The organism is Treponema sp. B152 (assembly GCF_024181665.1).
In the GTDB taxonomy this organism is placed as follows: Bacteria; Spirochaetota; Spirochaetia; order Treponematales; family Treponemataceae; genus Treponema_B; species Treponema_B denticola.
This window is the reverse complement of sequence record NZ_CP058668.1, coordinates 958,742-985,273: the sequence shown is the minus strand read 5'-3', so window position 1 is coordinate 985,273 and position 26,532 is coordinate 958,742. Positions and strand designations below refer to the sequence as shown.

The 26,532-nt window shown below is 30.2% G+C and carries 30 protein-coding genes; all 30 read right to left on the bottom strand.

The genetic code is table 11. From position 1 onward, the window contains the following. Window positions 1–73: 73 nt before the first annotated feature. The gene (locus HYB91_RS04465; RefSeq protein WP_002678594.1) at window positions 74–451 is read right to left on the bottom strand and encodes a type II toxin-antitoxin system VapC family toxin; all 378 of its coding nucleotides are present in this window, start codon (window positions 449–451) and stop codon (window positions 74–76) included. Beyond that, complete coding sequence (locus tag HYB91_RS04460) at window positions 448–675, bottom strand: DUF2281 domain-containing protein (protein ID WP_002678595.1); 228 nt, start codon at window positions 673–675, stop codon at window positions 448–450. Before HYB91_RS04460 ends, HYB91_RS04465 begins: the two co-directional genes overlap by 4 nt. Before the next feature lie 317 nt (window positions 676–992). Then, the gene (locus tag HYB91_RS04455; protein ID WP_002678597.1) at window positions 993–1,322 is read right to left on the bottom strand and encodes a DUF4234 domain-containing protein; all 330 of its coding nucleotides are present in this window, start codon (window positions 1,320–1,322) and stop codon (window positions 993–995) included. 276 nt (window positions 1,323–1,598) lie between these two features. After that, window positions 1,599–1,958 carry a hypothetical protein gene (locus HYB91_RS04450; protein ID WP_002678598.1) on the bottom strand — a complete coding sequence of 120 codons (360 nt, stop codon included), beginning with the start codon at window positions 1,956–1,958 and terminating at the stop codon, window positions 1,599–1,601. Window positions 1,959–2,305: 347 nt separating this feature from the next. Then, window positions 2,306–3,199 (bottom strand): carbon-nitrogen hydrolase family protein, encoded by an 894-nt coding sequence (locus HYB91_RS04445; RefSeq protein ID WP_002678599.1) that lies wholly within the window; start codon window positions 3,197–3,199, stop codon window positions 2,306–2,308. 97 nt (window positions 3,200–3,296) lie between these two features. Continuing rightward, entirely contained in the window at window positions 3,297–4,235 is a 939-nt protein-coding gene (locus tag HYB91_RS04440) for a hypothetical protein (protein WP_002678601.1), read from the bottom strand. Between the two features lie 76 nt (window positions 4,236–4,311). Then, window positions 4,312–4,980, bottom strand: coding sequence for a histidine phosphatase family protein (locus HYB91_RS04435; RefSeq protein WP_002678603.1), 669 nt, complete (start codon window positions 4,978–4,980; stop codon window positions 4,312–4,314). Next, window positions 4,980–6,302: an MATE family Na+-driven efflux transporter gene (locus tag HYB91_RS04430; protein ID WP_252508205.1), complete on the bottom strand. Its 1,323-nt coding sequence runs from the start codon at window positions 6,300–6,302 to the stop codon at window positions 4,980–4,982. The genes HYB91_RS04435 and HYB91_RS04430 overlap by 1 nt, the downstream gene beginning before the upstream one ends. A gap of 184 nt (window positions 6,303–6,486) precedes the next feature. After that, on the bottom strand, window positions 6,487–7,329 hold the full coding sequence (locus HYB91_RS04425) for a hypothetical protein (protein ID WP_002678612.1): 843 nt from the start codon (window positions 7,327–7,329) through the stop codon (window positions 6,487–6,489). Between the two features lie 107 nt (window positions 7,330–7,436). Then, window positions 7,437–7,931, bottom strand: coding sequence for a hypothetical protein (locus HYB91_RS04420; RefSeq protein ID WP_002669589.1), 495 nt, complete (start codon window positions 7,929–7,931; stop codon window positions 7,437–7,439). 349 nt (window positions 7,932–8,280) lie between these two features. After that, window positions 8,281–9,060: a hypothetical protein gene (locus HYB91_RS04415; RefSeq protein WP_002678613.1), complete on the bottom strand. Its 780-nt coding sequence runs from the start codon at window positions 9,058–9,060 to the stop codon at window positions 8,281–8,283. Window positions 9,061–9,162: 102 nt separating this feature from the next. After that, window positions 9,163–9,810 (bottom strand): Vat family streptogramin A O-acetyltransferase, encoded by a 648-nt coding sequence (locus HYB91_RS04410; RefSeq protein ID WP_002678614.1) that lies wholly within the window; start codon window positions 9,808–9,810, stop codon window positions 9,163–9,165. A gap of 213 nt (window positions 9,811–10,023) precedes the next feature. Further along, the gene (locus tag HYB91_RS04405) at window positions 10,024–10,989 is read right to left on the bottom strand and encodes a hypothetical protein (RefSeq protein ID WP_002678616.1); all 966 of its coding nucleotides are present in this window, start codon (window positions 10,987–10,989) and stop codon (window positions 10,024–10,026) included. 251 nt (window positions 10,990–11,240) lie between these two features. Continuing rightward, complete coding sequence (locus tag HYB91_RS04400) at window positions 11,241–11,486, bottom strand: DUF7662 domain-containing protein (protein ID WP_002678618.1); 246 nt, start codon at window positions 11,484–11,486, stop codon at window positions 11,241–11,243. A gap of 87 nt (window positions 11,487–11,573) precedes the next feature. Continuing rightward, window positions 11,574–11,927 (bottom strand): hypothetical protein, encoded by a 354-nt coding sequence (locus tag HYB91_RS04395; RefSeq protein WP_002678620.1) that lies wholly within the window; start codon window positions 11,925–11,927, stop codon window positions 11,574–11,576. 168 nt (window positions 11,928–12,095) lie between these two features. Then, complete coding sequence (locus HYB91_RS04390; RefSeq protein WP_252508206.1) at window positions 12,096–13,010, bottom strand: hypothetical protein; 915 nt, start codon at window positions 13,008–13,010, stop codon at window positions 12,096–12,098. A 137-nt stretch (window positions 13,011–13,147) separates the two neighbouring features. After that, window positions 13,148–14,629: a DEAD/DEAH box helicase family protein gene (locus HYB91_RS04385; RefSeq protein ID WP_002678624.1), complete on the bottom strand. Its 1,482-nt coding sequence runs from the start codon at window positions 14,627–14,629 to the stop codon at window positions 13,148–13,150. 85 nt (window positions 14,630–14,714) lie between these two features. After that, window positions 14,715–14,987 (bottom strand): BrnA antitoxin family protein, encoded by a 273-nt coding sequence (locus tag HYB91_RS04380; protein WP_002669526.1) that lies wholly within the window; start codon window positions 14,985–14,987, stop codon window positions 14,715–14,717. Next, window positions 14,959–15,276: a BrnT family toxin gene (locus HYB91_RS04375; RefSeq protein ID WP_002678627.1), complete on the bottom strand. Its 318-nt coding sequence runs from the start codon at window positions 15,274–15,276 to the stop codon at window positions 14,959–14,961. Before HYB91_RS04375 ends, HYB91_RS04380 begins: the two co-directional genes overlap by 29 nt. Before the next feature lie 454 nt (window positions 15,277–15,730). After that, window positions 15,731–16,120, bottom strand: a complete 390-nt coding sequence (locus HYB91_RS04370) for a bleomycin resistance protein (protein WP_002675091.1) — start codon at window positions 16,118–16,120, stop codon at window positions 15,731–15,733. Window positions 16,121–16,652: 532 nt separating this feature from the next. Continuing rightward, window positions 16,653–16,910 (bottom strand): hypothetical protein, encoded by a 258-nt coding sequence (locus HYB91_RS04365; RefSeq protein WP_002672992.1) that lies wholly within the window; start codon window positions 16,908–16,910, stop codon window positions 16,653–16,655. Further along, window positions 16,907–17,185: a hypothetical protein gene (locus HYB91_RS04360; RefSeq protein ID WP_002694401.1), complete on the bottom strand. Its 279-nt coding sequence runs from the start codon at window positions 17,183–17,185 to the stop codon at window positions 16,907–16,909. Before HYB91_RS04360 ends, HYB91_RS04365 begins: the two co-directional genes overlap by 4 nt. A 657-nt stretch (window positions 17,186–17,842) precedes the next feature. Then, entirely contained in the window at window positions 17,843–18,784 is a 942-nt protein-coding gene (locus HYB91_RS04355) for an SH3 domain-containing protein (RefSeq protein ID WP_002678630.1), read from the bottom strand. A 247-nt stretch (window positions 18,785–19,031) separates the two neighbouring features. Then, window positions 19,032–19,925: a carbon-nitrogen hydrolase family protein gene (locus HYB91_RS04350; RefSeq protein WP_002678599.1), complete on the bottom strand. Its 894-nt coding sequence runs from the start codon at window positions 19,923–19,925 to the stop codon at window positions 19,032–19,034. 91 nt (window positions 19,926–20,016) lie between these two features. After that, window positions 20,017–20,289 carry a BrnA antitoxin family protein gene (locus HYB91_RS04345; protein WP_002669526.1) on the bottom strand — a complete coding sequence of 91 codons (273 nt, stop codon included), beginning with the start codon at window positions 20,287–20,289 and terminating at the stop codon, window positions 20,017–20,019. Then, on the bottom strand, window positions 20,261–20,578 hold the full coding sequence (locus HYB91_RS04340) for a BrnT family toxin (RefSeq protein WP_002678627.1): 318 nt from the start codon (window positions 20,576–20,578) through the stop codon (window positions 20,261–20,263). The genes HYB91_RS04345 and HYB91_RS04340 overlap by 29 nt, the downstream gene beginning before the upstream one ends. Before the next feature lie 394 nt (window positions 20,579–20,972). Continuing rightward, window positions 20,973–23,705, bottom strand: coding sequence for an SIR2 family protein (locus tag HYB91_RS04335; protein ID WP_002678628.1), 2,733 nt, complete (start codon window positions 23,703–23,705; stop codon window positions 20,973–20,975). A gap of 200 nt (window positions 23,706–23,905) precedes the next feature. Further along, the gene (locus HYB91_RS04330; protein WP_002678629.1) at window positions 23,906–24,397 is read right to left on the bottom strand and encodes a hypothetical protein; all 492 of its coding nucleotides are present in this window, start codon (window positions 24,395–24,397) and stop codon (window positions 23,906–23,908) included. Between the two features lie 157 nt (window positions 24,398–24,554). After that, entirely contained in the window at window positions 24,555–25,580 is a 1,026-nt protein-coding gene (locus HYB91_RS04325; protein ID WP_253719645.1) for a hypothetical protein, read from the bottom strand. Window positions 25,581–25,785: 205 nt separating this feature from the next. Continuing rightward, on the bottom strand, window positions 25,786–26,532 hold the full coding sequence (locus tag HYB91_RS04320; RefSeq protein ID WP_002675178.1) for a hypothetical protein: 747 nt from the start codon (window positions 26,530–26,532) through the stop codon (window positions 25,786–25,788).

Genomic DNA, 26,532 nt, shown 5'->3' with positions numbered 1-26,532 from the left:
TAACATTCGCTTAACCTGCAACAAGGCTTGTCCTTGTTGTCAGCGTTGAAGCGGGTGTTAGGTTTATTTTGTTTTACCAAACAGTTTTTACATCATACAACGGAATCTTTGTATCTTTTGTAACAATCGTTAAATTATTTTCTTGTGCCATTGTAATTAGAAGCCTATCAAATGGGTCTCTGTGAATATCAGGCAAGTTTTTTATTAATTCTAAGGATTTACCGGAAACTGAAAGTTCTTCAAATTCTTCTTCCTTGCAGGCATCTATAATATCTTGGATTGAATTTTTATACTGAAGAAGATTACGGGTCTGTTTTATCGCAATTTCCCATAATGAAACTTTACTGTAGTAGCAAAATTCATTATTGATTATTTCTTTAGCCGTTTTTGATAGATTTTCACTATCAAACAAATACCAAATAAGTGCATGAGTATCTAAAAAATATTTCACATATACTCCTTAAAATCTTCCAATGGTTCGTCAAAAGCCGGCGACATATAGAAATTTGGTTGCTTTAAAATGTCTGGGCGACGATTAGGAAATCTTTTTACAGATTCTTCATGTTGTTTTTTATATAGTATTTTGTATTGTAAAAGTTCTAAATAATTATACACTTCATCCATATATTCATCCGGAATTGTCTCCAATTTTTCCTGAACAGCAGTTAACAGCATACATAGCCTCCTTAACATTTTTAGTATAGCACAAATTATCAAGTTTTTCTATAATTGATTGAATATAATCACGGAAATCAATTTTTGAATCACATCTGTCTATTATCTGTTTATTGAACTCAATTTTAATCATTTTACAGGTTTTAAAGTCGGAATATCCATAAAATACTCAAAAAAAATTGTAATTTTTTCTAAAAATGTCATAACTCATTCAATGACAATAATAATTTCCCAAAAATTGATTTCCTTGGGTGAGGCTTAGCAGTCCATACAAAAACTCCACACAAACTTGACTTGAGTGGAGTCTTATTGAATTCCTAGTTATTTTCTACAGATAACCTATTAATTCTTGACTGATGGAGAATAATTCCAAATGTTAATGACATAAGTGGTGCCCAGAAATCAGGCTCTACATTATGGCGTCTTTCAATTGTACTTAAATAAGTGGAAATTTTATAATTCCACCAAAAGCAATACAAACCAAAACTAATAATTAAGTAGAGCAAATTCAATGGTGCACTATCGATAGACTCATACTTCAGTTCCTGAATTGTTTCTTCAGTTACTTTAAACCACCATACAATTCCATAAATTCCAAATGTAATTACTGTTAGAAAAACAGATAATGGTATAGAACGTTTTCTCATAAAACGCCTCCTATAAATTTATTTTCAGATCGAAATAAATGTTATAGGCTGGTTCCGCACAAGTCTTTCCGCAAGCGGTTAGCTTGTCAACCTAACATTCGCTTAACCTGCATCTGCGGCTCGTCCGCAATGTCAGGTTGAAGCGAGTGTTAGGTAAATACTATATGTGTTGATATTGAAAATATTACTGTATATTTTTTCTGTTATATCTAATGGCATAAGTAATTGAACTGTTTTATTTTTTGCTGTATCCATCCATTAGATATAAAATATTTTTTATGTATGAATTTTCCTGATATAACTATATCCTTCTTGTGTAAGAGCCATAACTGACGCAGGATAAATACCTCTGGTTTCTATTAAACTTTCTTTTTTGAGAGTTTCAATAGCAAAAGGAAGCATCATTTTCTCATCTTCATTCAATTGAGGCATATACATAAGAACAACCAATTTCATCATAATAGTGTGATCTGGTTTGCTTTGCTGATCATAGAATTTTTGCATAATATCTTCTCTTACTTTTGCAATAGCCTTTATTATCGTTTTTGCCTGATTTTGATCCTGAAATTTATCCATAATAAAACTTTCATAGTTTATTTCAGGATCGTTCAAAAACATATTAATCAACTTTATCATCGCTAAGACTCCTAAGTTATACATTATATAAAATATTATTGTCTATTTTAATAATTGTCCCTTATAACACATTGATTGTCTTATAGGCCATATATATCTATACTATATATGGTTTTATTATATTTGTATAGCGGTTTGCTTGTCAATACGGAAATTATTTTTTAATAACCGTATATTTTGCTTACAGTGCCGAAGGCATCAACCTAACATTCGCTTAACCTGCATTTGTGCCTTTGCTGACGCGCATAGCGGCAGCAAAGTTGGCGCGAAAGTTGCATAAAAAGGGAGCCATAGGCGACCGTCAAGCAACTTTCGTGACAAAACAAATGTCAGCGTTGAAGCGGGTGTTAGTTTGCTGATTTTCTATAATCTTTACGGATAAACGGCTCTTGTTTCTCTTCCGATAATAAAATCTTATATTTTGTCGGCTGCCGGTATGCGTTACCATGAACTTCTCTACTTCTATACTTTCTTAATTCCTCTATATCAAAAGTTGCTATATATATTCCATCTTCCTCTCCAGCTCCTATTATTAATGTATCTCGCGAATATGGTTCATCAATTTTATAGGCAATACCGTCAAATGCTGTAGAATGACCATTACAATCAGGTTTTCCTTTTGGATAATTAACAGTCGCAATACCAACCATATTTTCAAATGCTCTTGCTCTTAATTGTGAAATTCTATTAATTTCCATTGGACATGCATTCGGTACAAGTATTATTTCTGCACCTTTGAGCATGAGTATTCGTGCACTCTCAGGAAATTCCCTATCATAACAAATCATTGAACCTATTTTTACACAACCATGCTCTGTATCTAATACAGATACATAAAAATCATTACCGGACATTAAATTTTTTTCATCTCCAAAAATACATGTATGTACTTTTGCATAGGTATATAGTTCTTTGCCAAATCTATCAAACAGACAGATACTGTTTCTTGGTAATGGCTCATACTTTTCAAGAAATGTTATACCGATAGCCATTTGTAATTCTTTCGCTAAATCCGAGAATGAACGTATAAACGTATCATTTTTACTAATTGCTTTACTCTTTAATTCATTGACAGATTCAGGTATTTCGTAACCAATACTCCACATTTCAGGAAACAATGCTATATCTGCCCCAATGTTTTTTGCCTTGCGACAAGCTGATATACCGATATGCATATTTTCAACAAGAGAGTTCCCCGGCATTAATTGTAGTAAAGCTATTTTAATTTTGCTCAATTGCATATTCCTTATTGTATTAAATCTTGTCAAACTAACATTCGCTTGACCTGCATTTGCGGATTGTCCGCAATGTCAGGTTGAAGCGGGTGTTAGAACTCTTTTATGGTTTTATTACAAGTTTACTAATAATGTTGTATTTCCTATACAACCATTCAATTACAGGAGTTAATAGTTTTGCTGGAATGGATGTATACAAAAAATAACTTGTCAAAACATATATTACTGTCAAAAAATTATACTCTAGTATTTGCTTTATCCAATTGGGAAATATTTTGAAATAATAAAAAATAAAATATCCAATAATGTGTAAAAGAGAATAAGTAAATAATGGTACATACTTTACTTTTAAACCAAAAAAATCAACGTTTGATACTTCTTCTGTTTTTGTTAAAGTTTTATTTTTTTCAGAGGGAAATACTTCATTTAAAATATTGAAATTTAATACTTTCGACTCAATTTTTTCTCCTGCAAAAAAATATAAAATAAAATTAAAAATCTTAATAGCTTTCATATATATTTTTTGGGGTAAAGTTCTATAAAAAAATGTTTTCAACGAAAATAAACTGCTATTAATTCCTTTACTTAATTTAGTATGGTAATTATACATTTTATTAAATTCATGAGATGTATTTATTTCAGAACCATTTTTATCACAAATTTTTATATTGTTTATATCAAAAAAATAGTTATCATCATCGTAAATATCAACAGGTACTTTTTTTATATTTTTTATATGCGAATAATCAAGAATATAGTCTCCCAATGAATTATTATCGTCATAAAGAGCAAAAACCATTCTAACAACGAGAGGTTGAAGATTATTGATTGTAGATTTGAATTTATTAAAATAGACAGCAAATAATGTTCTGTATTCAAAACCACTTTCTATATTCAGTTTTCTTTTTAATTCTTCTGTTGGAAGTATATATGCCGAAAATCCAAGTCTATCTGGATTAGCATGCTGAGTGATATTTTGAAATACGTTTTCATCTAAATTGAAACTATTTCTAAAACTATTGAAATCATTATATTCTGTCATTCTATACGTCTTGTAGTTCTAACATTTTTTTGAACCGCAAACGGGCTTGCCCCGTTTGTCGGCTTTGAAAACGGTGTTATGTGTTTACAAACTCCCTAATTTCATTTCTCCAACTACACCAGAAATGATTTTTTTCTCCCCAAAGAATCATACCTTCTAGCATCATTGGCCATTTATTATTTTCAATACTTCTCCTTGTCGAAGCAAAGTCAAATAAATATGCATAAAGAATAGCCATTTGAAAATCATGCGTACAATACAAATCAACAGTATTCTCTAAATTGCCATTGGAAAACATATAATCAAGCATTATTTTTGCGGATTCCTGTATTGAATTAAAACCTTCCAAACCTTCCTTTTTTAATTTAAAAATGATTTCTTGATTATTAAATTTTAGCTCTTTGAAAACTTTATCGCTTAGAAATATATCTTTTGTTTGTGGATATTCCATTTCATTAGGAGCTTTTACAATATTCCTATTTTGGGCTTTCCCTAAAAGGATATTTTCACAAGTTTGAATATTTCGTAAACAAGTACTTGAGGCAACATATCCGATGTCATATTGTAAATTTCTTCCAAAACTTTTACAGAGTTCAATTCCTTCGTCAGTAAGAGCTACTTCTCGTCCAACTCCAGACTCTATTTTTCCTCTGATTGAGTGACGAAAAATGATTTTACAATTTTGACCGACAGGTACTTTTGAAGCACCTTTTTCCATGTGTTCATATATTGATACTAATTTCATTATTCAACATCCAGAATGTTTATCTTTTTTTTCTTCAAAAGATATGCAAAAGCACCACCTGAAACAATACTGTCAAAAGCATTTCCAACACCGAATAACAATGCAATACTTATCAATGTCGGAGTCCATTTACCTGCAAGATACAAAGCAAATGCTATACCATAATAAATTGAATTGGTAACTATCGATTCAAAAAGCATATAATTTGTTTTTCCAAGTCCGTAAAACTCGCAATCAAATACACTTTGCAATGCATACAATACATAAAAGCCAAGAAGCACCATAACAAGGCTATACAATTTATCAACATCAGAAAATTGCAGCACATTTGCCATAAATCCTTTCCAACCGGGGATTGTTATAAACCAAACAAGACAAACTATCGCTGTAACTGCAAAATATCCGAGCGTATTATTTTTTATCGCCTTTTCATCTGTACTAACTTCCTGCTTTATCAATTCTCCAAGTTGATTAATCGGCAATAGCAACCATCCCCAGATAAAACTATTTGCAACCCAGTAAGTACCCTGTTCATTTACCATATTAACCATACGGCTTATCATAAGCATATAAGCAATATTTCTGACAAAAGATTCTATTCCTGAGATACCGCCAATTTTTACAAAATCCTTAGCCCATTCAAAAGAAAGTTTTTCCTTACTGAAAATAAAGTAACCTTCTTTACTGAGCAAAATAACTGAAACTATAAACAGAATAAGATTTACCACAATATTACTATAACCGATTCCGTTTACACCGAAATTTGCAGATATATTTAATGTAGAAACAAAGAATGTATCAAGAATAACACTTAATACAAGTTTTGTACCTGTGAGAATATATACATATTTTGATTTTCCTAATGTTACCAAACATACGAGCAGAAAAGTTGCCAGAAGAGAGAATATATTTGCAATACTTTCTATTCTTATATACACAGCAGATTCTGTAATAATATCTTTACTTGTAGCCATTATCGCCAAAAGAGGATTTGTAAAACAACAAATTAAAACAGAACAAACAGCATAAACACAAAATGAAATAATCAATCCAGTTTTTATCCTGTTTGTATATTCAGATTTCTCTGCAACAAATTTTCCCATAAAGAAATATAATGGAAGAACTATTGCTTCATTTAATATTTCGTAAATAAGATTTACCCACGAAAGCTGCCCGGCGATTGAAAATGCCCAATCTCCAGGTAAAGCCCCTAAAAAGAACACTCTTAATGTTGTATAAATTGTAGGACACAATCCCATAATTAAAAGGGAAATAAATAATTTCCAATTTAAGTTTTTTAATGACTTACCGATTTTATTCATTTTAAACTCCTCGCGCCCCAGTACGGGCGTCCACATAACATTCACTTGACCTGCATTTGCGGCTTTGCCGACGCGAAGCGTAAGGCAAAGTTGGCACGAAAGTTGCATAAAAAAGGGAGCCGTAGGCAACCATCAAGCAACTTTCGTGCCAAAACAAATGTCAGGTTGAAGCGGGTGTTAGACGTTATCTTTCTGTTATTATTTTTAAATATCTTAATTTATTTAGATTAGATACTGTTTCATTATTTCTTTTCTTTATTTTTACTATTGAGTCAACTTCTAATATTTCTCTATCTATGATGTCCGTATATTCTAGTATTTTATCAATTAATGTCGTAATATATTCAATCGTAGAATTTACTTGTCTTGTTCCCTCTATACAAGAATCATTCCACTTGAACAATGGTGACCATCCTAAAAAATCTGAAATTTTATGATTTGCCAAGAGTAATTCTCTTATATTATTATTTGGTAGATTTTTATAATCTGAATCTGACAATCTAAATATATATTTTTTATTAATCAATGGCCATTCAAAGATATCTAATACGGAATAATCAGAAAAGTTCTTATATGGAGTAAATAGCACAGAAGATTCGTTGAATAATTCACAATGAGTTGGAAAATCTGAATCAATAAAAATTCTACAACCTTTTCCACTCTTTTCATATTCAACAGCTTTAGTAACAGCACTTCCAAAAATATTATTTCCTAATAATTTTGTGGACAAAACATCATATTCACCATAAGTCATTCCTCCTCGTAGCAGTACACCTTTCATAATGCATGTTCTAAATATTTGAGAAAGAGAAAACAACAAATTATCAATTTCAGTATCTGTATATAGAAAAATTGCATCTGACAGAATGACATGGTGTATTTTTGTTTTTCTTAAAGATTCATATACAGCATTATGAAAAGTTTTTATATATCTTCGTATTATTGGCTCATTTTTTTTGTTATTCACATTTCTTGTTAAATAAGAAAAACCTAACAAATCTATATAGCATACAGCACCAGTTTTCATTTCTTTTCCTTTTTTGTGTACGATAGTACATCCGTATAACTGCCGCTTAACCTGCATTTGCAGCTTGTCCGCAATGTCAGGTTGAAGCGGGTGTTGGGTTTACTACATTATTTCTTTCCAATTTTAAAACAAATATCATAAAAATTGTTTAGTTCATTCTGCCAGATATTTTTAATTGCAAACTTGTATTCATTTAAGAGAAATACATATCTTTCAGAACATATTTTATTTTCTAAATCTTTATTTGTTGAAAAATACACTTGTCCATTACTGCTATTGATTCTTATAAAACTATTAACTCTTTTACATTTTTTAATAAAAAATAAAAATTTATTATTTTCTTCCACCAAGTCAAAATCATGAATATAAATAATGCAAACTTTTACTTTTATATTCTTTATTTTTTCAGATATTTCATGTATTAATAATGAAAAATCATTATTATTTATCCTCGAAAATATAAAAATATAGTTATGAATAATTTTGAAAACTAGTTTTTTCTTAACCTTACTACCGACTATAAAATCATATTTCTCATTATTTTCGATATAACTATTTGGTATATATTCTTTTACAGATTCTAATATGATGCTACTAAACATTAATTATTTTGCCTCAATTCTAATAAAATAAATTAATTGTTTCAATATACAATTAATTACGACATAATACTTAAAACTATGCATACCATTAATACAATATTTTCTATTTCTAAAATACTTATAATACTTCTAATAGCTATTCATAATTACTAGCCAATCCAGTTATCATTGAATTGATTGGTAAAATCCTAGATAAGCTATTTTGTTTTCTAAGTATATTAAATATCTATTAATGAATAAATTTCGATAAATATATTACTAATTTTATTTAACCTCGCGCGAAGCGTCAACCTAACATTCGCTTAACCTGCATTTGTGGCTTGTCCGCAATGTCAGGTTGAAGCGGGTGTTATGTGTTAATTTTCAATTCCTGAAAACTTTTTTTATAAAATGAATTAAAATCTTTTACTTCATAAGAACCATATATTTTTATATAGTAATTAAAACTATTTATATATTCATCTCTTTTAAAATCTTTTATCTTATTTACACCCAGCAAATTTGATATGAATATTTCAAAACTCATAATAAATTCTTCAATGTCATTAATTTTTATATTTTTTAAAAATTCTTCATTTTTATATAATTCTAATACTTTTTCACTAAGATCTTTATCGCAAAGCAAAATAATTGTAATAAAATTAATTATATCAATATTTTCAAAAAGTAATTTCTCATATTCATTTGCTTTATTACTTCCCAAGTAGAATAATTCCTTAAGGCATCTAGAAGCTAATATAGGATTTTTTTTATAATATTCATTAATAAATGCTTCTTCTAAGTATTTACAGTTACTTTTCTTTCTCATTTTTGCAAATACAAAAATAGACCCTTCTTTCTTTATTAAAAAATCAGAATACAGATACTCTGAAAACTTTTGAGAAAAACCAATTTCATCCAATTTTGAGTCTATATATTTAAAATCTTTATCATTAATATTTAAACTCACATATAAATCAGAAAAGAATGCAACAAAATTTTGAAATGTAAATTGATTTTCATATTTTTGTTCTATATCAATTAAATTATATAAATCAAACGGGATATTTTTTATATCTTCCTCAGAGAAATATTCATAAAATTTCTCTGCATTATACAATTCACTGGAAAAAATTTCACTTATGCCCATATATTTTCCTATAATTCAACATCGTGCACCAATGGTGCATCCACATAACATTCGCTTAACCTGCTTTTGCGGCTTGTCCGTAATGTCAGGTTGAAGCGGGTGTTAGGTGATTTTCATATCACTAATTTCTCGTAATTTACTTACATCATTTGAGGTAAGTATCTCGAGATTTGTCGTTATTTTTTCTATTGGCCAATCCCACCATTTTATACTTTCTAAAAGATCAATAATTTCATTATCAAATCTTTTTCGTATTAATTTTGCAGGATTTCCTCCAACGATTGAATATGGTTCTACATCTTTTACTACAACAGAATTTGATGCAATTATTGAACCATTACCTATCTTTATTCCGGGCATTATTAAAGAATTATAACCAATCCACACATCATTCTGAATTACCGTATCACCTTTAATTGGTAACTCTTCCATTTCTGGTGTTACTTTTTCCCATCCATTTCTAAATATTGAAAATGGATATGTTGTGAAACAATTCATTTTATGATTTGCACCATTCATTATGAACTTAACATCTCGGGCAATGGCACAAAACTTTCCAATAATTAATTTGTCTCCAATGAATGGATAATGATACAGAACATTATTTTCAAAGTTTTCTGAATTTACCGGATCATCGTAATACGAATAATCACCAACGATTATATTTGGATTAGTAATTATATTCTTAATAAAACATACTTGATCAAACCCCTTCATGGGGTGTATTTCATTGGGTTGAGGACCGTACATATAAAACTCCTATAATTATTATGGTGAAGATAATTTATATAAATCTTATATGTTCATTTCCGGCCTTTTCTCCTCTCGATTATTACAGATATATATTTACCACATTTATCTTTATGTGTAAATAATCTTCTTTCTTGCCCGCCGAAGGCGTGCACCTAACATTCGCTTAACCTGCATTTGCGGTTCGTCCGCAATGTCAGGTTGAAGCGGGTGTTAGATACTCTTGTTGATTTTAATAAGTTGTACATTTTTTTTATCAGCTATAATAAAATCAGCTTTATTATCTTTATCCACATCATATACTGTATAATTTCCAACTATAGACACATTGTTAGTAACGAATTCATATGAATCACCAAAAAAATATATTAGTGTATCAACAGGAAAGTTCCATAAGCCATCTTTTGATTTTGGATAGTTTTGATATTTTATTTCATTATATTGACTATTTAATATTTTAACTAATGCCTTTTCAGCATCAGCAATTATATTTTTTTTATCTACTTTGATGCTAGATGGTGATGTTATAAATAAATTTGGATTATTTTGATCATAAGTATTTATATCACAAGATTGTATATCAAAAAAAAATAGAACTATCTCATCTGTTAACCTAGAACCAGTGTTTAAAGGCCATTCATTAGATAAAATCCGAATTCTTTTATCATGTGGTATTGTAACAAGTCTAGTAAGACTATCATTTTCTAACGAGATCCCGATATAATGAATATTATATTTAGAAAAATTACGATAACTATTCAAACCTTTTATGAATGGGCAATTTATTGATCTTTCATAGACAAGTTTTTCAACTGTCCACCAATTAATAAAATCATTTTCTTTTTTAGAAAATATTTTAAATATTTTAGGGCCAGCACTCATATCAATATCATAAACTGAATCAAAAAAATTATGATAAAAATCAGCCAATACCTCCATATCAATAATAAATGAATCTGATGCAGTACCACTTCGCAATCTTCCATGAACTAATTTTAACTTATAATCAACGCAAGTCTCATAATTAAACTCAAAAAATAATTCTTCACGTTGTCCAATAGCATATAAATTACTATGGCTAAGTATCTCTTGAATTTGATCAACATCTTTAAGCCATTCGGCGGCTTGATTTGATAATGGGGGAAATACAAGTTGTATTTTATTAATTTTACCATTCATACTTATCTCTGCTTATAGGAATTGGTCTAACTGCCGCTTAACCTGCATTTGCGGCTTTGCCGACGCGCATAGCGGTGGCAAAGTTGGCGCGAAAGTTGCATAAAAAAGGGAGCCGTAGGCGACCGCCTAGCAACTTTCGTGACAAAACAAATGTCAGGCTGAAGCGGGTGTTAGATTTTTTATTTATTCAGAAACATACTCTTTTCCAAATTTTCATAAAAATCTATCAATTTATTTTAATAAAAAATTAGTCATTTTTTTTCAAAATATACTTTTTTATTATTAAAATCAACTTTATCAACCAGCCATCCACAATCTCGCCATGAAAAAGTTTGGGAATGCCCACTATTTTCTCCATTCGACCACCATTCCCTATATTTATAGGCAGATATGGGTAATTCTGCATTTATAATATCTTCTATTTCTGTAAAAAATAATGAAATAGTATTATTTTTTATGGATTTTAAATAATTAAACAATGGTAAATACTTATCCATTTTTCATCCCTACCACAATTATTTTTTCCACTTTCAAATTGGCTTTTAAAATCAGGAACTTCTTTTAAAAGCCTTTGTTATTATTTATTATTTTTTCTTATAAACTTCCCACTTGGAAATGTTACCATTTGTATTTTTATATGCATAGTATTCTTCGCCTGGCTTTTCTGGTGCTGTAAATTTATACCACTTCTTATCTTCTGCATGAGCTCTATCTGCATATCTGTATATTGCACTTGCTTCCTTCGATGTGTTACTCAATTTTTCGAGTTTATTCATAGAAGGTACTTTTTCCAGTTCTACCATTTCCCAACTAATAGATGTATCTTCTTTTCCTAAAAATACACTATTCAAGTCTAATGTCGTGCAACCAAAAAATAAAAGAGCAGCACTTACTATCGTTATTCCGATTAGTAATCTGATTGCTTTCTTTTGTTTCATCTTTCAACCTTCCTTCTTGCAATTTCCTTTTAATTGCAATTATTTTTATTTTTAAGTCGAAAGAATATTTTGATTGGTTCCGTTACCCGCCTGCCTTCAGGCAGGTCAATCTAACTAACGCTTGACCTGCATTCGCGGCTCGTCCGCAATGTCAGGTTGAAGCGGGTGTTAGGATTTTGCAGGTTTCATAATTGATTCAACATATTGATTAAGTATATTTGACATATCTAGTCTATGAGTAAATAAATACTCATTTACCTTACTTTCCGTAACACCACCAACAGGATGTTTTGATATTTCATTAAAAAAGTTTTTTATATTTTTCTTTAATTCATTAAGTTTTCCTCGGCGCATAACAAATACTTCATGTGTCAAGCTACAATAATAACTTAATCTCTTAGATGGATGTATCCATATCCGTTTTACAAAAGTTGCTTTTCCATAGTTTTCTTCAAACCATGCAGAATGAGTATTCATCTGACCTCCTTCGCTTTTATTTATTTCATCTCTATCCATTTCTACTTCGCTCTTGCATTCATAAAAAATATAACTTCCTTTTGAACCACACCACAAGTTATCTGGTCCTTTTTTATATTCCTTATCTGGCCTTTGGCTTAGGAACCCTAACATAAGCCCAATATTCTTTATTGCTTCTTCAAATTTATCTGAATCAACTCCAAAGGAAGCATCAGATAGTATTTTATCAACATCAAGAAGCAATTCTTTCGTATCCTGATGTAAAGCGACCCACTCTAGTATTTTTGAGACTCTTATATCTTCAACAACAATTAGTTTTTCATAATTGATTCCATCTCTTGGTTTTAACAAGTACCGATTTTGCTTAAACGCACTTATTTGAAGCTTGTTTGCATCATTTTTACTTAACCCATATGTCATACGTGCAAGAGATTGTATATACCAAGCTTTTTCCTTTATATCGCTACTAAATTTATCAGCGATACGCTGCATCACCTCAGCAGAGTGACTATAATTACCATCATAGAACGATTCTTCTGCCTCTCGTTCCAAACTGAAAACTTCAAGTAATTGATTGTTTTTCTTTTCAATTATAATTGTATCCATTTCATCCTTATAATATTCTTTCCAACCTTCATCTCTTTTTAGCACCTGATTAACCAAAGAAGTTACAATTTTAAAATAAGAGGAACCATCATCTATGAAATCTTCTTTAGCGAAGTCTGCAACTTTTATCCCAATTTCTATTTGTTTTTGTGTTTGTTTTGAAAAAACTTTGTATTCTTATGATTTCGTATAAATTGAATTAAATCAGCTCCGATTAATATAAGTACACTATAATCTTTTTCTCCTCTTACACTTCTTCCCATTCCCTGTTCGATACGTTGAGCAATTTTTTTACTAATAATATCACTATTTACTCTTACTGATTCTTCATAACGCTCAGATAGTGATTCTGAGAAGGGTTTTGAATCCATAATTAAAACACGACAAGTTTCATCAGGTAAATCGATTCCGTCATATCTATTCGCAATTACAATTGTATTTGCAAAGTTCTTTTGTTTCAATGTAGAAATAATTTCGCTAATCGTCTCAGTATTTGCTATAACTGATCCTAATTTCTCATACTGCTCTGTTTTCTTAAAATCCGGAACAATGGCAATAACACCATAGTTTCTTTTTTCATTCGGTTGTGCAATATTAGTGATAATTAGCTCTCGATCCAATTGTTCATTAATTAAAGATGGAATCAAAACTAACTTTTCGCCAGACCACTTCATAGAGTCAAATGTTATGGGATTTTCAATTGATTCAGTATCGTAATCAAGTCCTTTAATTAAAAAAGCATCATCTTGATTACTAGCGGACATCAGAATTCTATTTCTAGCATTATGGAAAAAACCATACTTAAATACTGGTAAAAAATATGGAGCAATCTCTAATAATTTCCCTGAAATATAAGCTTGACATTTATTTATATCATCTTTTATGAGCGGCCAAGTATAATTGATTTCATCCCATGCTTTATATTTTGAAATTGCCTCTGTAACTTGATTTGCTTTTTCAAACCAAGCCCAGTATGGGATAGGCAATAGGGCATCAAATTGACCTGATCCTATATCCAGGAGTGTTCCTTGACCTTGATCAGTAAGATCATCATAGAATATTTCAAGTATTAATCTATGAAGAGGATGCTGATTATTAACACGAATTGAGAAGGAAGAACGTATTGATTCAATACAAGCGTGTGAATCATCTAATACTACCGATGCAACATCAATAGATTGCCTATCAATTCCTAGTTTTGAATAGCCATGAAAAACCTTTTGAACATACGTGATTAGTATCTTTTCACCATTAATAAAATCTTCAGGCACTTCACTATCACTAAAGATGCAATAAGGAATGCCAAATCTCTCAGCTTCAAGGCAAGTTTGCTCAAAAAGAAAAACATTAGGACATATATACAAACATGGACCATCCTTTGAATTTAATTTTGAATTTAAGATTAATAATCCAATAAGAGTTTTCCCTTCTCCAGTATGCAACTTGATAATTGTATTCTTTTTATCTCTTCTTCTTTCAAACCAGGTTTTTAAAACATGTTCTTGTGATGGACGCAAAGGTCCAACATCACGTTTTCGATCAAGCGTTTCATATATCTCAAGCGGATTTACCTTTTTCTCTAATTGAGATCCACTGAGTCTTTTCCTAAAATCAATCATATTTCATTCCTTCGTAATAATCCTAACATTCGCTTGACCTGCATTTGCGGATTGTCCGCAATGTCAGGTTGAAGCGGGTGTTAGATTAATAATTACCTGTAGTAATAGCTTCCCGTAAAATACTATTTATTCTTGTTTGATAACCTTTACCCAAAGACTGAAGCACAGCAAGAATATCTGCATCTATTTTTATAGAAATTGTTTTTTTAATAGGTGTTACATTCCAATATGCTTCATGAACCGGCCTTAATCTTGCAATTTGTTCCTTTGTCAGTTTTGGACTATCCTCATCATACGATATAGGATAATTTTTTATTTCTTCCAATCTTTCAGCTGTTAATTTTTTTGAAGTAATCATAATATTCCTCCCTCAATTCTTTTTCTGCTTGCCGCGCAGATATCAACCGTATTCTGTGCTTCTTCTCAGTAAAAAAGACCAGAACTATCAATATTCCATTCAAATTTCCAATACCATAATACCTATCTTCTTTTGTGGAATGCTCAAAATCATATCCTGTCAAAAATGCAGGATCGTCAAATACTTCCAATATTTCTTCAAAAGCTATTCCATGCTTTTCAATATTAGCAATATTTTTCTCTTCATCCCATTCAAAACGATTATCTTTACTTATAATTGTTTTCCCCATAAGTATAATATACCTTTATAAGGATATATTGTCAAGTATATATAATGAAATCATATACGTTTAGTCATTTAATAAAGTCCAAATATTTTTATACTTATTTTCAGTTGTACAGTTTATCCGATAGATAATTTTCTATATCATAGGTTATTTTATAAATTCATATAAAATCAATTCCGCACAAACCTTTCCGCAAGCGGTTAGCTTGTCAACCTAACATTCGCTTAACCTGCGTTTGCGGCTTGTCCGCAATGTCAGGTTGAAGCGGGTGTTAGGTAATCTCTTTATAACATTGAAATTTTTAACTACTTTCCAAAAATACTCGCTATCTTATCTAATGTTGTGAGGCGAACATATTCAGAATGATCTTCCATCCTAGAAATAATACTTCTTTAGTTTCCAATTTGTCTACCATTTGCATAAGTCTTAATTAAATCTATCTATAAACCTTGATTCATCAATCTGTAAACCGTAAAAGATATCCATCTGGATCTTGTAGTAAAAACTCTTTTTGAATAATTTTTTCGCAACCATTACTGTAATGGCTGACAGTCATTTCTCGAAACGGCTTTATTCCAAAATCTAAAATTCGTCTATAGAGGCTCTCCAAATTAGAAACAGTCATCTCAAAGTTAATACCTCTCCCATATGGGTGCTCCAGTATACCAACATTCCAATTGCCATTATCTTGTTCAAACATCATTTGATTATTTTCCAATGAAAGAAAAATAAATTTATCCTCTTGTCTTTCATATTCTATTTTGAATTGTAATATTTCGACATAAAACTCTCTGGTTTTCTCTATGTTAGCTACTGTTAATTCAGGTATTAACGAATTAAACTTCATACATATCTCCTTAAATTAGGATTTATAAGTATTTACTTGTATCCTTAATGCTCAATTCATCCATTTTCTTTTTATAGAGCTCAACAAAATTTCTTATCTATGTCAGAATTAGGCTTTGAATAATCTTGTAAGCTTCAACCTATCGCTTTGTTAATAAAAAATTTATTACTTCTAAAATTATTTACCAATATTTTTCCAAGAAGTTAGACAAATCATAAAATAAAAATTTGTTTTTCGTACATGCAGTCATTTTTATTACATTTTCATCATCCCTACTTGTCTCAAACAACTCTTTTAATTCAATGTATTGATCTATTCTAATTTTCTCAAATTTTAATTTATTTCTCTAAATATTTGCTAATACCATTCTAAGTTATTTTCTCAATTGCTAATAAATTCTTGTGTATATTTTGAGACTTCTACCTTCGTATATTTCCATGTGCCGTAGGCATCAACCTAACATTCGCTTAACCTGCATTTGCGGCTTGTCCGCAATGTCAGGTTGAAGCGGGTGTTAGACGCATTGAATTATTTATCTTTCTATCAGCTTTCCAGTTAAATATTTATGTAAAATACTTCCTGCAAAAACTTCATATTCCATACCTTCTTCAAAAGCTTTAGCCTTTAGATTATTCATATCTTGCTTGACAAGCATTATATCTATCTTCTCGCTTTTCATAAGCATACTTTCGGCTGCTTTTTTAAAATCATTACTAAGATCATAAAAATTTTTTACCGATTTCCATTCATCATTTTCTATAGATTCATACAGCTCTTTTTCACTATTCATTTTCTTCTCCAATCAAGATATTTCGATGTATATTTTCTACTTGGAAAAATAGTTTTCAAAAAACAAACATCGTTTTCAAGTACACAAGGAACTACATATACATATCTATCAATTTCTACAAGAAGCAAAAGTTGATTTGGATATTTTTCTTTATTTGGATGCTCTAAAATATCCAATAAATTATCTTGCTCAATTGCCACAATAATCCGCTCAAACGATATATTTCTATCTCTTTTAAGCATCATATTTTTTTCATTATTCCAATCAAATATCATACTATAAATAATATATCACTTTTTCAATCTTTTAACAATAAATCTAATACTACAAATAAACTTTATTTTTATACTATTACATAACAATATTAAAACACAAAAACTAAAGTTTTGTTTTCCTTAACAAGTTAATTATTATAATCACCATGACCGTCCGAAGGACTTTTAACTCGTTGACTTCCTTAACAAGTTTTAAAATCCAAAGATTAAAGTTTTATTTTTCTTATACAAGTAGATATTATAATAAAACATAACTTTATCCAAAGAACATAAGCTATTAATTTTGGTTTTATGCTTTAATTTATAAAAAATACACCCTATTTTTCAAAGTTACAGTTTATCGTGCCGAAGGCATCGGTCTAACATTCGCTTAACCTGCATTGCCGTGCCCGTGCAGGGCTTGGCGTGGAAATTGCATAAAAGAAGCAGAGACACGTAAGTGGCGAAGCGATATAAGCAATTTCCATGACAAAGGCAATGTCAGCGTTGAAGCGGGTGTTAGGTTTTATTTTTAAAATATTTTCTATCACCTTTTACCTTCATAACAGATAAATATCAAATATTATCAATATATACAACGAAAAGATGTATGAAACATGTCTTGTTTTTTCACCATATTATTGTGGCAAATATTAAAATCCTAATTGTTATTAAACATTATCCCACATCCGATAAATTTTCTTTTTTTTCTACAAAATTATAACGGTATTTAACTAAAATATACTCAAACTCTTTTAGTTTATGACTTTTTTCGTAATCAGTAAAATGTTTTAGCGTTTCTTGATCAACTTGACCATTTTTTATATCCCACTCACTTGGAGAATAGACAATATCAATCTCATATCCGTCTAAATTCCAAGAAGAATAATAGTATCCTTCAAAAATTATCCTGCCATTTTTCAAATTTCTTACAATAACGCCTCTTATTCCGGGTGCAGAACCTTCATCACTAATACAATATCTGTAATCTTCTGTAAACTCATCAGAGGACCATTTATCGATAGAATAATAAGATACATGCCTAATTTCATTAAATTCGGGAATCCATCTATAAACTCCTGGAACATCATAGTACATAAACTCAGCATTAGGATAATCATTCCATACAAAAGTATATCTATTTTTTTTCCTTTCTACAGGAACTTTAACTGTTCTAGTTCTACCATTTTTTTCAATTAATAATTCTAAAGAGGAAACTTGATTATTCAATATTTCATTGGATTTTTTTAGACGTATTATAGATGGAGTAATATCTTTATCTTTTACATATTTACTAAAAACCCATTTACCTAATGGGTAAAGCTCCTTAGCCTTAAAATCAAGAATTTCAATTCTAAACCAATACCCTGAATATCCGTCAATTTTTTCATTCACTTTTGATATGCCTGTAATACGAATTTTATGACCTTCATTTAATGTTACTATTACATTAGCTTCAAGAGAAGGAGCCTCTCTTATGTTAACATTATTCTCTTTTATTTCCGTAATAAAATGAACTCCATAATATTTGCTTGTTCGTATTTCTTCTGAATATAATGTTACTGCACTAATTATTAGAACCAATACACAAACCATTGAAACTACTTTTTTCTGTTTCATTTCGACCTTCCTTTCGCAACACTCTCTTCATTGCAATTATTTTTTTTCGGTCGAAAGGCTGTTTTGATTGGTTCCGTTACCCGCCTGCCGTAGGCAGGTCAACCTAACATTCGCTTAACCTGCATTTGTGCCTTTGCTGACGCGCATAGCGGCAGCAAAGTTGGCGCGAAAGTTGCATAAAAAGGGAGCCATAGGCGACCGTCAAGCAACTTTCGTGACAAAACAAATGTCAGCGTTGAAGCGGGTGTTAGTTTGCTGATTTTCTATAATCTTTACGGATAAACGGCTCTTGTTTCTCTTCCGATAATAAAATCTTATATTTTGTCGGCTGCCGGTATGCGTTACCATGAACTTCTCTACTTCTATACTTTCTTAATTCCTCTATATCAAAAGTTGCTATATATATTCCATCTTCCTCTCCAGCTCCTATTATTAATGTATCTCGCGAATATGGTTCATCAATTTTATAGGCAATACCGTCAAATGCTGTAGAATGACCATTACAATCAGGTTTTCCTTTTGGATAATTAACAGTCGCAATACCAACCATATTTTCAAATGCTCTTGCTCTTAATTGTGAAATTCTATTAATTTCCATTGGACATGCATTCGGTACAAGTATTATTTCTGCACCTTTGAGCATGAGTATTCGTGCACTCTCAGGAAATTCCCTATCATAACAAATCATTGAACCTATTTTTACACAACCATGCTCTGTATCTAATACAGATACATAAAAATCATTACCGGACATTAAATTTTTTTCATCTCCAAAAATACATGTATGTACTTTTGCATAGGTATATAGTTCTTTGCCAAATCTATCAAACAGACAGATACTGTTTCTTGGTAATGGCTCATACTTTTCAAGAAATGTTATACCGATAGCCATTTGTAATTCTTTCGCTAAATCCGAGAATGAACGTATAAACGTATCATTTTTACTAATTGCTTTACTCTTTAATTCATTGACAGATTCAGGTATTTCGTAACCAATACTCCACATTTCAGGAAACAATGCTATATCTGCCCCAATGTTTTTTGCCTTGCGACAAGCTGATATACCGATATGCATATTTTCAACAAGAGAGTTCCCCGGCATTAATTGTAGTAAAGCTATTTTAATTTTGCTCAATTGCATATTCCTTATTGTATTAAATCTTGTCAAACTAACATTCGCTTGACCTGCATTTGCGGATTGTCCGCAATGTCAGGTTGAAGCGGGTGTTAGATTAATAATTACCTGTAGTAATAGCTTCCCGTAAAATACTATTTATTCTTGTTTGATAACCTTTACCCAAAGACTGAAGCACAGCAAGAATATCTGCATCTATTTTTATAGAAATTGTTTTTTTAATAGGTGTTACATTCCAATATGCTTCATGAACCGGCCTTAATCTTGCAATTTGTTCCTTTGTCAGTTTTGGACTATCCTCATCATACGATATAGGATAATTTTTTATTTCTTCCAATCTTTCAGCTGTTAATTTTTTTGAAGTAATCATAATATTCCTCCCTCAATTCTTTTTCTGCTTGCCGCGCAGATATCAACCGTATTCTGTGCTTCTTCTCAGTAAAAAAGACCAGAACTATCAATATTCCATTCAAATTTCCAATACCATAATACCTATCTTCTTTTGTGGAATGCTCAAAATCATATCCTGTCAAAAATGCAGGATCGTCAAATACTTCCAATATTTCTTCAAAAGCTATTCCATGCTTTTCAATATTAGCAATATTTTTCTCTTCATCCCATTCAAAACGATTATCTTTACTTATAATTGTTTTCCCCATAAGTATAATATACCTTTATAAGGATATATTGTCAAGTATATATAATGAAATCATATACGTTTAGTCATTTAATAAAGTCCAAATATTTTTATACTTATTTTCAGTTGTACAGTTTATCCGATAGATAATTTTCTATATCATAGGTTATTTTATAAATTCATATAAAATCAATTCCGCACAAACCTTTCCGCAAGCGGTTAGCTTGTCAACCTAACTACCGCTTAACCTGCATTTGTGGCTTTGCCAACACGAAGCGTAAGGCAAAGTTGGCGCGAAAGTTGCATTAAAAGGGAGCTGCGACAGCAGCGACCGTCCAAGCAACTTTCGTGACAAAACAAATGTCAGGTTGAAGCGCGTGTTAGACAGTTTTTATCTAATAGATACTATTAATATCTTAAATCTGTAAAATTCGATAAGACGTATGTTTTTCTATTATTTTTTTACATATTATCATTGCATTATCAAATTTCTGATTATTTTCTTTAAGTAACAGAATTTCATTATGAATTATACTGATCATGCTTGAAGTCCCTTCTTGATCGTAAATCTTGGTGAGCCATGCTTCTAAATTTTGTACATATGTAGAGTCTCCTAATTTCAAACCTATTTCTATAAGCTTTAATTCATACCAATATCTATAATACTCAATATCTAATAAACTTATAAATTCAAAACCTCCAAACTGACTTGGAACGGGTTGAGTTGGAATATTATTTAGAAAATCTAAAAGAATACTTTTAAGATATTTTTTTACTCCATCATTGCCGACTAAATAAAATGGCATTAATATCTTAATGTAACATATTATTTTTGCATCAAAAACAGCATTTTCAAAAGAGTTTATAATCTTTTTCAAAAATTCTACATCTTCAAATTTCTCTTTATTTGCCTTAGCAATTTTATAAAAAATCTCATAATAATTATATCCGAGACCAGCAAATGCCATCTGTTCTTCAGGACTAGCACATTGTTTCAAGTACTTGTTTACAGCACATTTAAATACTGGTAGAAAACTTTTATTTTTAAAAACCTCAATACTTTTATTATATTGAAAGCCAATAAAATTGTTTATTTGTTTAAGAATATCACCATTACAAATACAATCTCTAATTATTTCTTCTATACTATTAATGATTTTAATTATACTTTCTACAGAAACCAAAGCATACGAGCATATACATAGCAAATTGCATAAATAAAGCTTAGAATTATAAGGTTTATTTTGTTTATACATTTTTATGCAATTTGGAAGCACTATATTAACAAGCCAATCTTCATCTACCTGTTCAAATTTTAACTCTACTTTATTTTCGAAAAAAAGGTTATCAAGACTGTAGTTATTTTTATGGTAATCAAAATAATGAATACATGAAAATATTTCATTTTTATTCAAAATGATAGGTTTTTGAACAGTTTTCCGCAATACTGCAATCTCTACATACAACTGTTGAACTTTGCGAAACAAAGCATTATTTTCAATAAGAATATGATTAAGAAATACAAAATCATTCAGGTTTTTATGTTCGGCTGACCAACGAAATCGATCTATATCAATAGCTACAAATGAATTTAATCTATCTTTTATAGATTCGATTGCTTCTGAGAGAATAATAATCGTATCACGAAGTGTATTTTCTGTAATAAAATTATAAATATCTGATATTTCTGCTTGAATGATTGAAGGGAATGTAAGATACTTTCTTTCTATATCAATATATTCAATAGCTTTAGATATAGGAATACCAACATTAAGAACTCGTATAATAGTATTTTGATTAAAATAGGAAATTAAAAGTTTTCTATAATTTTTACTCTTTATATCTGATTTTATAATTTCAAAATTTAAATCTAAAGCTTTTTTAGCAACCTCTTTATCATCAATAGATGAAAGTGTGTACAATTTTTGAACTTTACACTCTTCAGAATCTTCATCATGTATTTCATAATTAAAAGTTGTATAGACAAAACTTTTATCGCTATATTCAACAGGTAATATCTTGTTATAGCCATTATAAGTAATTCCTAAAATCCCAGTTTTCTTGAATACATCATGAATTATCTGTAACCCATCAGAATACATAGTACTATTCTCAATATTTTTATCCAGAATAGTCTTTATAAGACTATTAAAAAAATCACGGCGATATTTATTATAATCACCTGTAAGTTCATTCGTAAACAATTCTAAATATGAGCGGTATTCATCAACATATTTAAAAGAGCAATTGCTTATAAAGCTACGAAGACTAGAAAGTAAAATAAATTTATCTTTACACAAAGGTGCTAGTAATCCTGCAAAGGCATGAATTGGATTCTTATTTTGAAGTTCATTATTAGAGTCATTTAATCTTGTGAAAAATTGAGTAAAATCTTGAACTTTAAAAGTCTTAATACCCCTAGAGTTAAATTTTGATGCAGAATCTTCATTGTAGTGCTCGACAGCAAATGCACAATAAAACTTGGGCTCAGCAGGGGCTGACATTTTAATCCAATCGAGAATATGTTTAAAATCTTCATCACTTAAAGAATAGCCCATAAAAACAACCGTATGAGTACAGAGAATACTCTTAACAAAATTCTCAATGAGTGGATAATTTTTAGAATATGAGTTATAGCTGCTTCTTGTTAGAACAAATTTATGCTGAAAATCTCCATGCATTTTTATATACTTATTAAAAAGTTTGGAATCCATCAACTCTTTATCATCAGCAATAGTATCATACATATATGCCTCTGATTCAATAGTTTTTTGAAGCATATTATCCCAATTTGTAGTGATTAGATATTTTGGACGGCACTTTAGAAGTTCGCGATAAAAGTCTATATTTGATGAATAATCAGGAAATAAAGAACTTACAGTCTCAGCAAGCCGTGTTTCACCGAATTGATCTGAATATGCCTGAGCTATATCAAGAGCATCATTTGTAGTACAGTTGGGTAATTCATGCCTTAGTTTTGCAGTTACTTCATTCCATATTGGATATTTAGGCTCTACAAACTTTGATATTCCAGCACCAATAAAAACAGCAATATTTTCCGCTTGTTTTGCATCGTTTAATTCTTGGATAGCCGTATCATAGTCTATTTGATATTTATGTAATCTCTGATCTGTATCTATTTTTGCCATTAATTTACCTCTATATATGTATGTTTTTTTGTGCAATATACATTTTGTTTAAAAGACTTGTTATCAGTCAACATCTGTCTAACATTCGCTTAACCTGCATTTGCGGCTTGTCCGCAATGTCAGGTTGAAGCGGGTGTTAGACGTCTTTCATTTATCTTGTACTAATAATCTTAATTCTTTTTCCATAACAAATGAGCTTCTTAAAACAAAGTACATACCCACGCTAGTACGGCGCAAATCGGAATATATATAATGTAATGCATAACATGTGTTTTCCAATTAAATCCAAATAAATGCGGACCTACGATATCCTTAACTTCCGGATAAAAATAAGGAAAGAAATTTGAATGACAGAGAAGAACCCAATCAAAAAACACAATATCGAAAGTTTCCATCCCGTAAAGCATAATTAAAAATCTTATGAAAAACTCAATAAAATTAAAATTATTATGAATTCCGTCCGATGCTCCAACTATAAATGCACCCAAAAGGACAAGAAAAGCAATTGCAATTATAATCCAACCGATTATATGGGCACCGTGAAATCTTTCTTTTCTGTCAGGAACAGCATCATAAACCTCTTTGGGGGCTGAAGAAAAAAACTTCTTGTTTTGAACAAAAGCCACACCTCCATACAACAAAAGAAAATAAAACACCATCAGCATAAGAGTTGTTATCATTGTTATTGCCATTTGTTATACACCTTATTTATTTGTATTATATTTTAAATTAAAAAACTAGCGGATCTATGAGAGCGTCCAACTAATATTCTTTCTTAAACAGATGAATTTTCTGCTTCACGAATACAAATCCCTTTTTTTATATTCAAATACATTCCTGTTTGTATTGTTATTTAATAATAAACTGCATATCTACAAAATCAAATTGAATTATATGGTTATAGAAAAAAACATTACCAAGCCCATTTAGTTTCATCATATGAGATTGTGCTCCTTTATTAAAACCAGAGCCTTTTATTGTTGAATAAGCACCATTCATATTGTTGTAAATAACCTCACCTATTTTTATATCATTATAAGAATACATTACTCTTGGTGTAATAGGAACTTTATCTTTATAGCCATATCCATAATTTGAATAATCATTTATATCATATTGTTGATTTCTATCTCCAAAATTATGTCTTGGAGTAAACCCATAATTACCTGTATCAATCATTCCGAATTCAGGTTGTCCTCTATATTCAAAATAAATATCAAATTCATCATTAGGACTTTGATACATTTTTAAAGCAGCACCATCAAGTTTTTCGTCATTTAAAATAATATATTGATTGATAAAGTCTATTGTAACTCTGTCATAATTCAATAGAAATTCAGCTCCGATAACTCCATCAAAAGTTTCACTAACATTAGGATCATATCGCAGAGAAATATCTCCAAAAGACACGGAAGCTAGATAATTAAGATTATAATTAGACCATTCGTTTTTTAAGTATTGAGCAACTTCTTTTTCTGAAGAATGATTCTTTATCAGCTCTAGTTCATTCTGCTTGATATATTCAACTACTTTTTGTATGAAATCATCTTCAGTCACATTAATCTTTTCTAATAAAGAATAATAAAACCAGTTCCGTGTAGAACCTGAATCTAACATTACATATACGTCATTATTCCCTTCCGCTTTTAAAACAGGTTTTCCCAAACAACCATAAAAATTCATTGTAAAAGGAATTCGTGAATCTGTTCGCTCACGATTTAATTCTTCTTTAGTTTTAGAGTAATCAAATTCTCTTTGTGTTAACTGTTCGGTCAATATTTTTCCATCATAACTGAGTTTTTTACCATCGGAATTATTTTTACAAGAAATTAGTAGTGAGCAATATACTACTGTTAGAAAAAATATTTTTTTCATTAATCTTCCTTTTTATAAAATTTTTATAGTTTATATTATATTTTTGAAACCATTTTTCAATCGCCTCTTTGTTTTACTTGATTTTTTTCTTCCGTGCCAGCTTTAATACAACCGCTTCCTACTTTGCCCTAATAAACAAAAAATATCCAAGCCATTGGCTTGTGCGTATAACTGCCGCTTAACCTGCATTGCCGCAAAGGCAATGTCAGGTTGAAGCGGGTGTTAGGTTTTCATTCAAATTTACTATTTCTATTATCTTATTTCCATGAGTTTTTTCATGTTTGCCTTGAGGATGTTGAGACAAAATATATGTAATACCTGAAATTGTATGATACCTAAGTTTATAATTCTTCTTATTCCATGACACGGTAGAAAAAGATGATAAGTCTATACCTAAATGATTTATGTAGAATTTTTCCCAGCCGGAAGTAAGAAAGATAATAAATTTCGGTTGTAAAATCTCGATTTCTTTATCCAAAATTTTGCAACATACTTCTTGCTGAAGTTTTTTCATTTCATCTGTTGGATTTCCTTTCTTTGGACTTATTTTGTACAAATTACTCCAAGCAATATAATCATACCATTCTTTCGATTTTTCCTTGGGAAGTAATGATTTTGTTATCAAATAAATTAATCTCCAAAAAGATGAATGTTTATAGGTTTTTACTCCTTTCCTTTTTGCGTTTGGCTTTACAACCCAACTCATTTCATCTGTTCGATTAACAATTTTTCTTTTTCCTTCTGAATCACCATTAAACAGAATTTCAATATCTGTGGAATTTGTTACCCAACCATTCACAGATTTTCCAACAAAAAGGATTTTTCTGCTTGACATTGGAAATTTCTTTCCTTCTTGAATAAAAAAAGGATATATTTTTGCTTCCCACTTTTCATCTCTAAAGCAGGTAACAAGTTCCTGATATAACGGCTTGAATTGTTCAGACTTTTCCAT

Bases quoted from the DNA above. Each gene is read 5' to 3' on its own strand.
- HYB91_RS04445 (WP_002678599.1), bottom strand. From the start codon at position 3,199: ATGCAATTGAGCAAAATTAAAATAGCTTTACTACAATTAATGCCGGGG.
- HYB91_RS04430 (WP_252508205.1), bottom strand. From the start codon at position 6,302: ATGAATAAAATCGGTAAGTCATTAAAAAACTTAAATTGGAAATTATTT.
- HYB91_RS04460 (WP_002678595.1), bottom strand. From the start codon at position 675: ATGCTGTTAACTGCTGTTCAGGAAAAATTGGAGACAATTCCGGATGAA.
- HYB91_RS04360 (WP_002694401.1), bottom strand. From the start codon at position 17,185: ATGATATTTGATTGGAATAATGAAAAAAATATGATGCTTAAAAGAGAT.
- HYB91_RS04410 (WP_002678614.1), bottom strand. From the start codon at position 9,810: ATGTACGGTCCTCAACCCAATGAAATACACCCCATGAAGGGGTTTGAT.
- HYB91_RS04385 (WP_002678624.1), bottom strand. From the start codon at position 14,629: ATGATTGATTTTAGGAAAAGACTCAGTGGATCTCAATTAGAGAAAAAG.
- HYB91_RS04435 (WP_002678603.1), bottom strand. From the start codon at position 4,980: ATGAAATTAGTATCAATATATGAACACATGGAAAAAGGTGCTTCAAAA.
- HYB91_RS04350 (WP_002678599.1), bottom strand. From the start codon at position 19,925: ATGCAATTGAGCAAAATTAAAATAGCTTTACTACAATTAATGCCGGGG.
- HYB91_RS04400 (WP_002678618.1), bottom strand. From the start codon at position 11,486: ATGGATAAGTATTTACCATTGTTTAATTATTTAAAATCCATAAAAAAT.
- HYB91_RS04425 (WP_002678612.1), bottom strand. From the start codon at position 7,329: ATGAAAACTGGTGCTGTATGCTATATAGATTTGTTAGGTTTTTCTTAT.
- HYB91_RS04420 (WP_002669589.1), bottom strand. From the start codon at position 7,931: ATGTTTAGTAGCATCATATTAGAATCTGTAAAAGAATATATACCAAAT.
- HYB91_RS04365 (WP_002672992.1), bottom strand. From the start codon at position 16,910: ATGAATAGTGAAAAAGAGCTGTATGAATCTATAGAAAATGATGAATGG.
- HYB91_RS04340 (WP_002678627.1), bottom strand. From the start codon at position 20,578: ATGGGGAAAACAATTATAAGTAAAGATAATCGTTTTGAATGGGATGAA.
- HYB91_RS04455 (WP_002678597.1), bottom strand. From the start codon at position 1,322: ATGAGAAAACGTTCTATACCATTATCTGTTTTTCTAACAGTAATTACA.
- HYB91_RS04355 (WP_002678630.1), bottom strand. From the start codon at position 18,784: ATGAAACAGAAAAAAGTAGTTTCAATGGTTTGTGTATTGGTTCTAATA.
- HYB91_RS04395 (WP_002678620.1), bottom strand. From the start codon at position 11,927: ATGAAACAAAAGAAAGCAATCAGATTACTAATCGGAATAACGATAGTA.
- HYB91_RS04440 (WP_002678601.1), bottom strand. From the start codon at position 4,235: ATGACAGAATATAATGATTTCAATAGTTTTAGAAATAGTTTCAATTTA.
- HYB91_RS04375 (WP_002678627.1), bottom strand. From the start codon at position 15,276: ATGGGGAAAACAATTATAAGTAAAGATAATCGTTTTGAATGGGATGAA.
- HYB91_RS04320 (WP_002675178.1), bottom strand. From the start codon at position 26,532: ATGGAAAAGTCTGAACAATTCAAGCCGTTATATCAGGAACTTGTTACC.
- HYB91_RS04405 (WP_002678616.1), bottom strand. From the start codon at position 10,989: ATGAATGGTAAAATTAATAAAATACAACTTGTATTTCCCCCATTATCA.
- HYB91_RS04325 (WP_253719645.1), bottom strand. From the start codon at position 25,580: ATGAAAAAAATATTTTTTCTAACAGTAGTATATTGCTCACTACTAATT.
- HYB91_RS04450 (WP_002678598.1), bottom strand. From the start codon at position 1,958: ATGATAAAGTTGATTAATATGTTTTTGAACGATCCTGAAATAAACTAT.
- HYB91_RS04390 (WP_252508206.1), bottom strand. From the start codon at position 13,010: ATGGATACAATTATAATTGAAAAGAAAAACAATCAATTACTTGAAGTT.
- HYB91_RS04415 (WP_002678613.1), bottom strand. From the start codon at position 9,060: ATGGGCATAAGTGAAATTTTTTCCAGTGAATTGTATAATGCAGAGAAA.
- HYB91_RS04380 (WP_002669526.1), bottom strand. From the start codon at position 14,987: ATGATTACTTCAAAAAAATTAACAGCTGAAAGATTGGAAGAAATAAAA.
- HYB91_RS04370 (WP_002675091.1), bottom strand. From the start codon at position 16,120: ATGAAGTTTAATTCGTTAATACCTGAATTAACAGTAGCTAACATAGAG.
- HYB91_RS04330 (WP_002678629.1), bottom strand. From the start codon at position 24,397: ATGGCAATAACAATGATAACAACTCTTATGCTGATGGTGTTTTATTTT.
- HYB91_RS04345 (WP_002669526.1), bottom strand. From the start codon at position 20,289: ATGATTACTTCAAAAAAATTAACAGCTGAAAGATTGGAAGAAATAAAA.
- HYB91_RS04335 (WP_002678628.1), bottom strand. From the start codon at position 23,705: ATGGCAAAAATAGATACAGATCAGAGATTACATAAATATCAAATAGAC.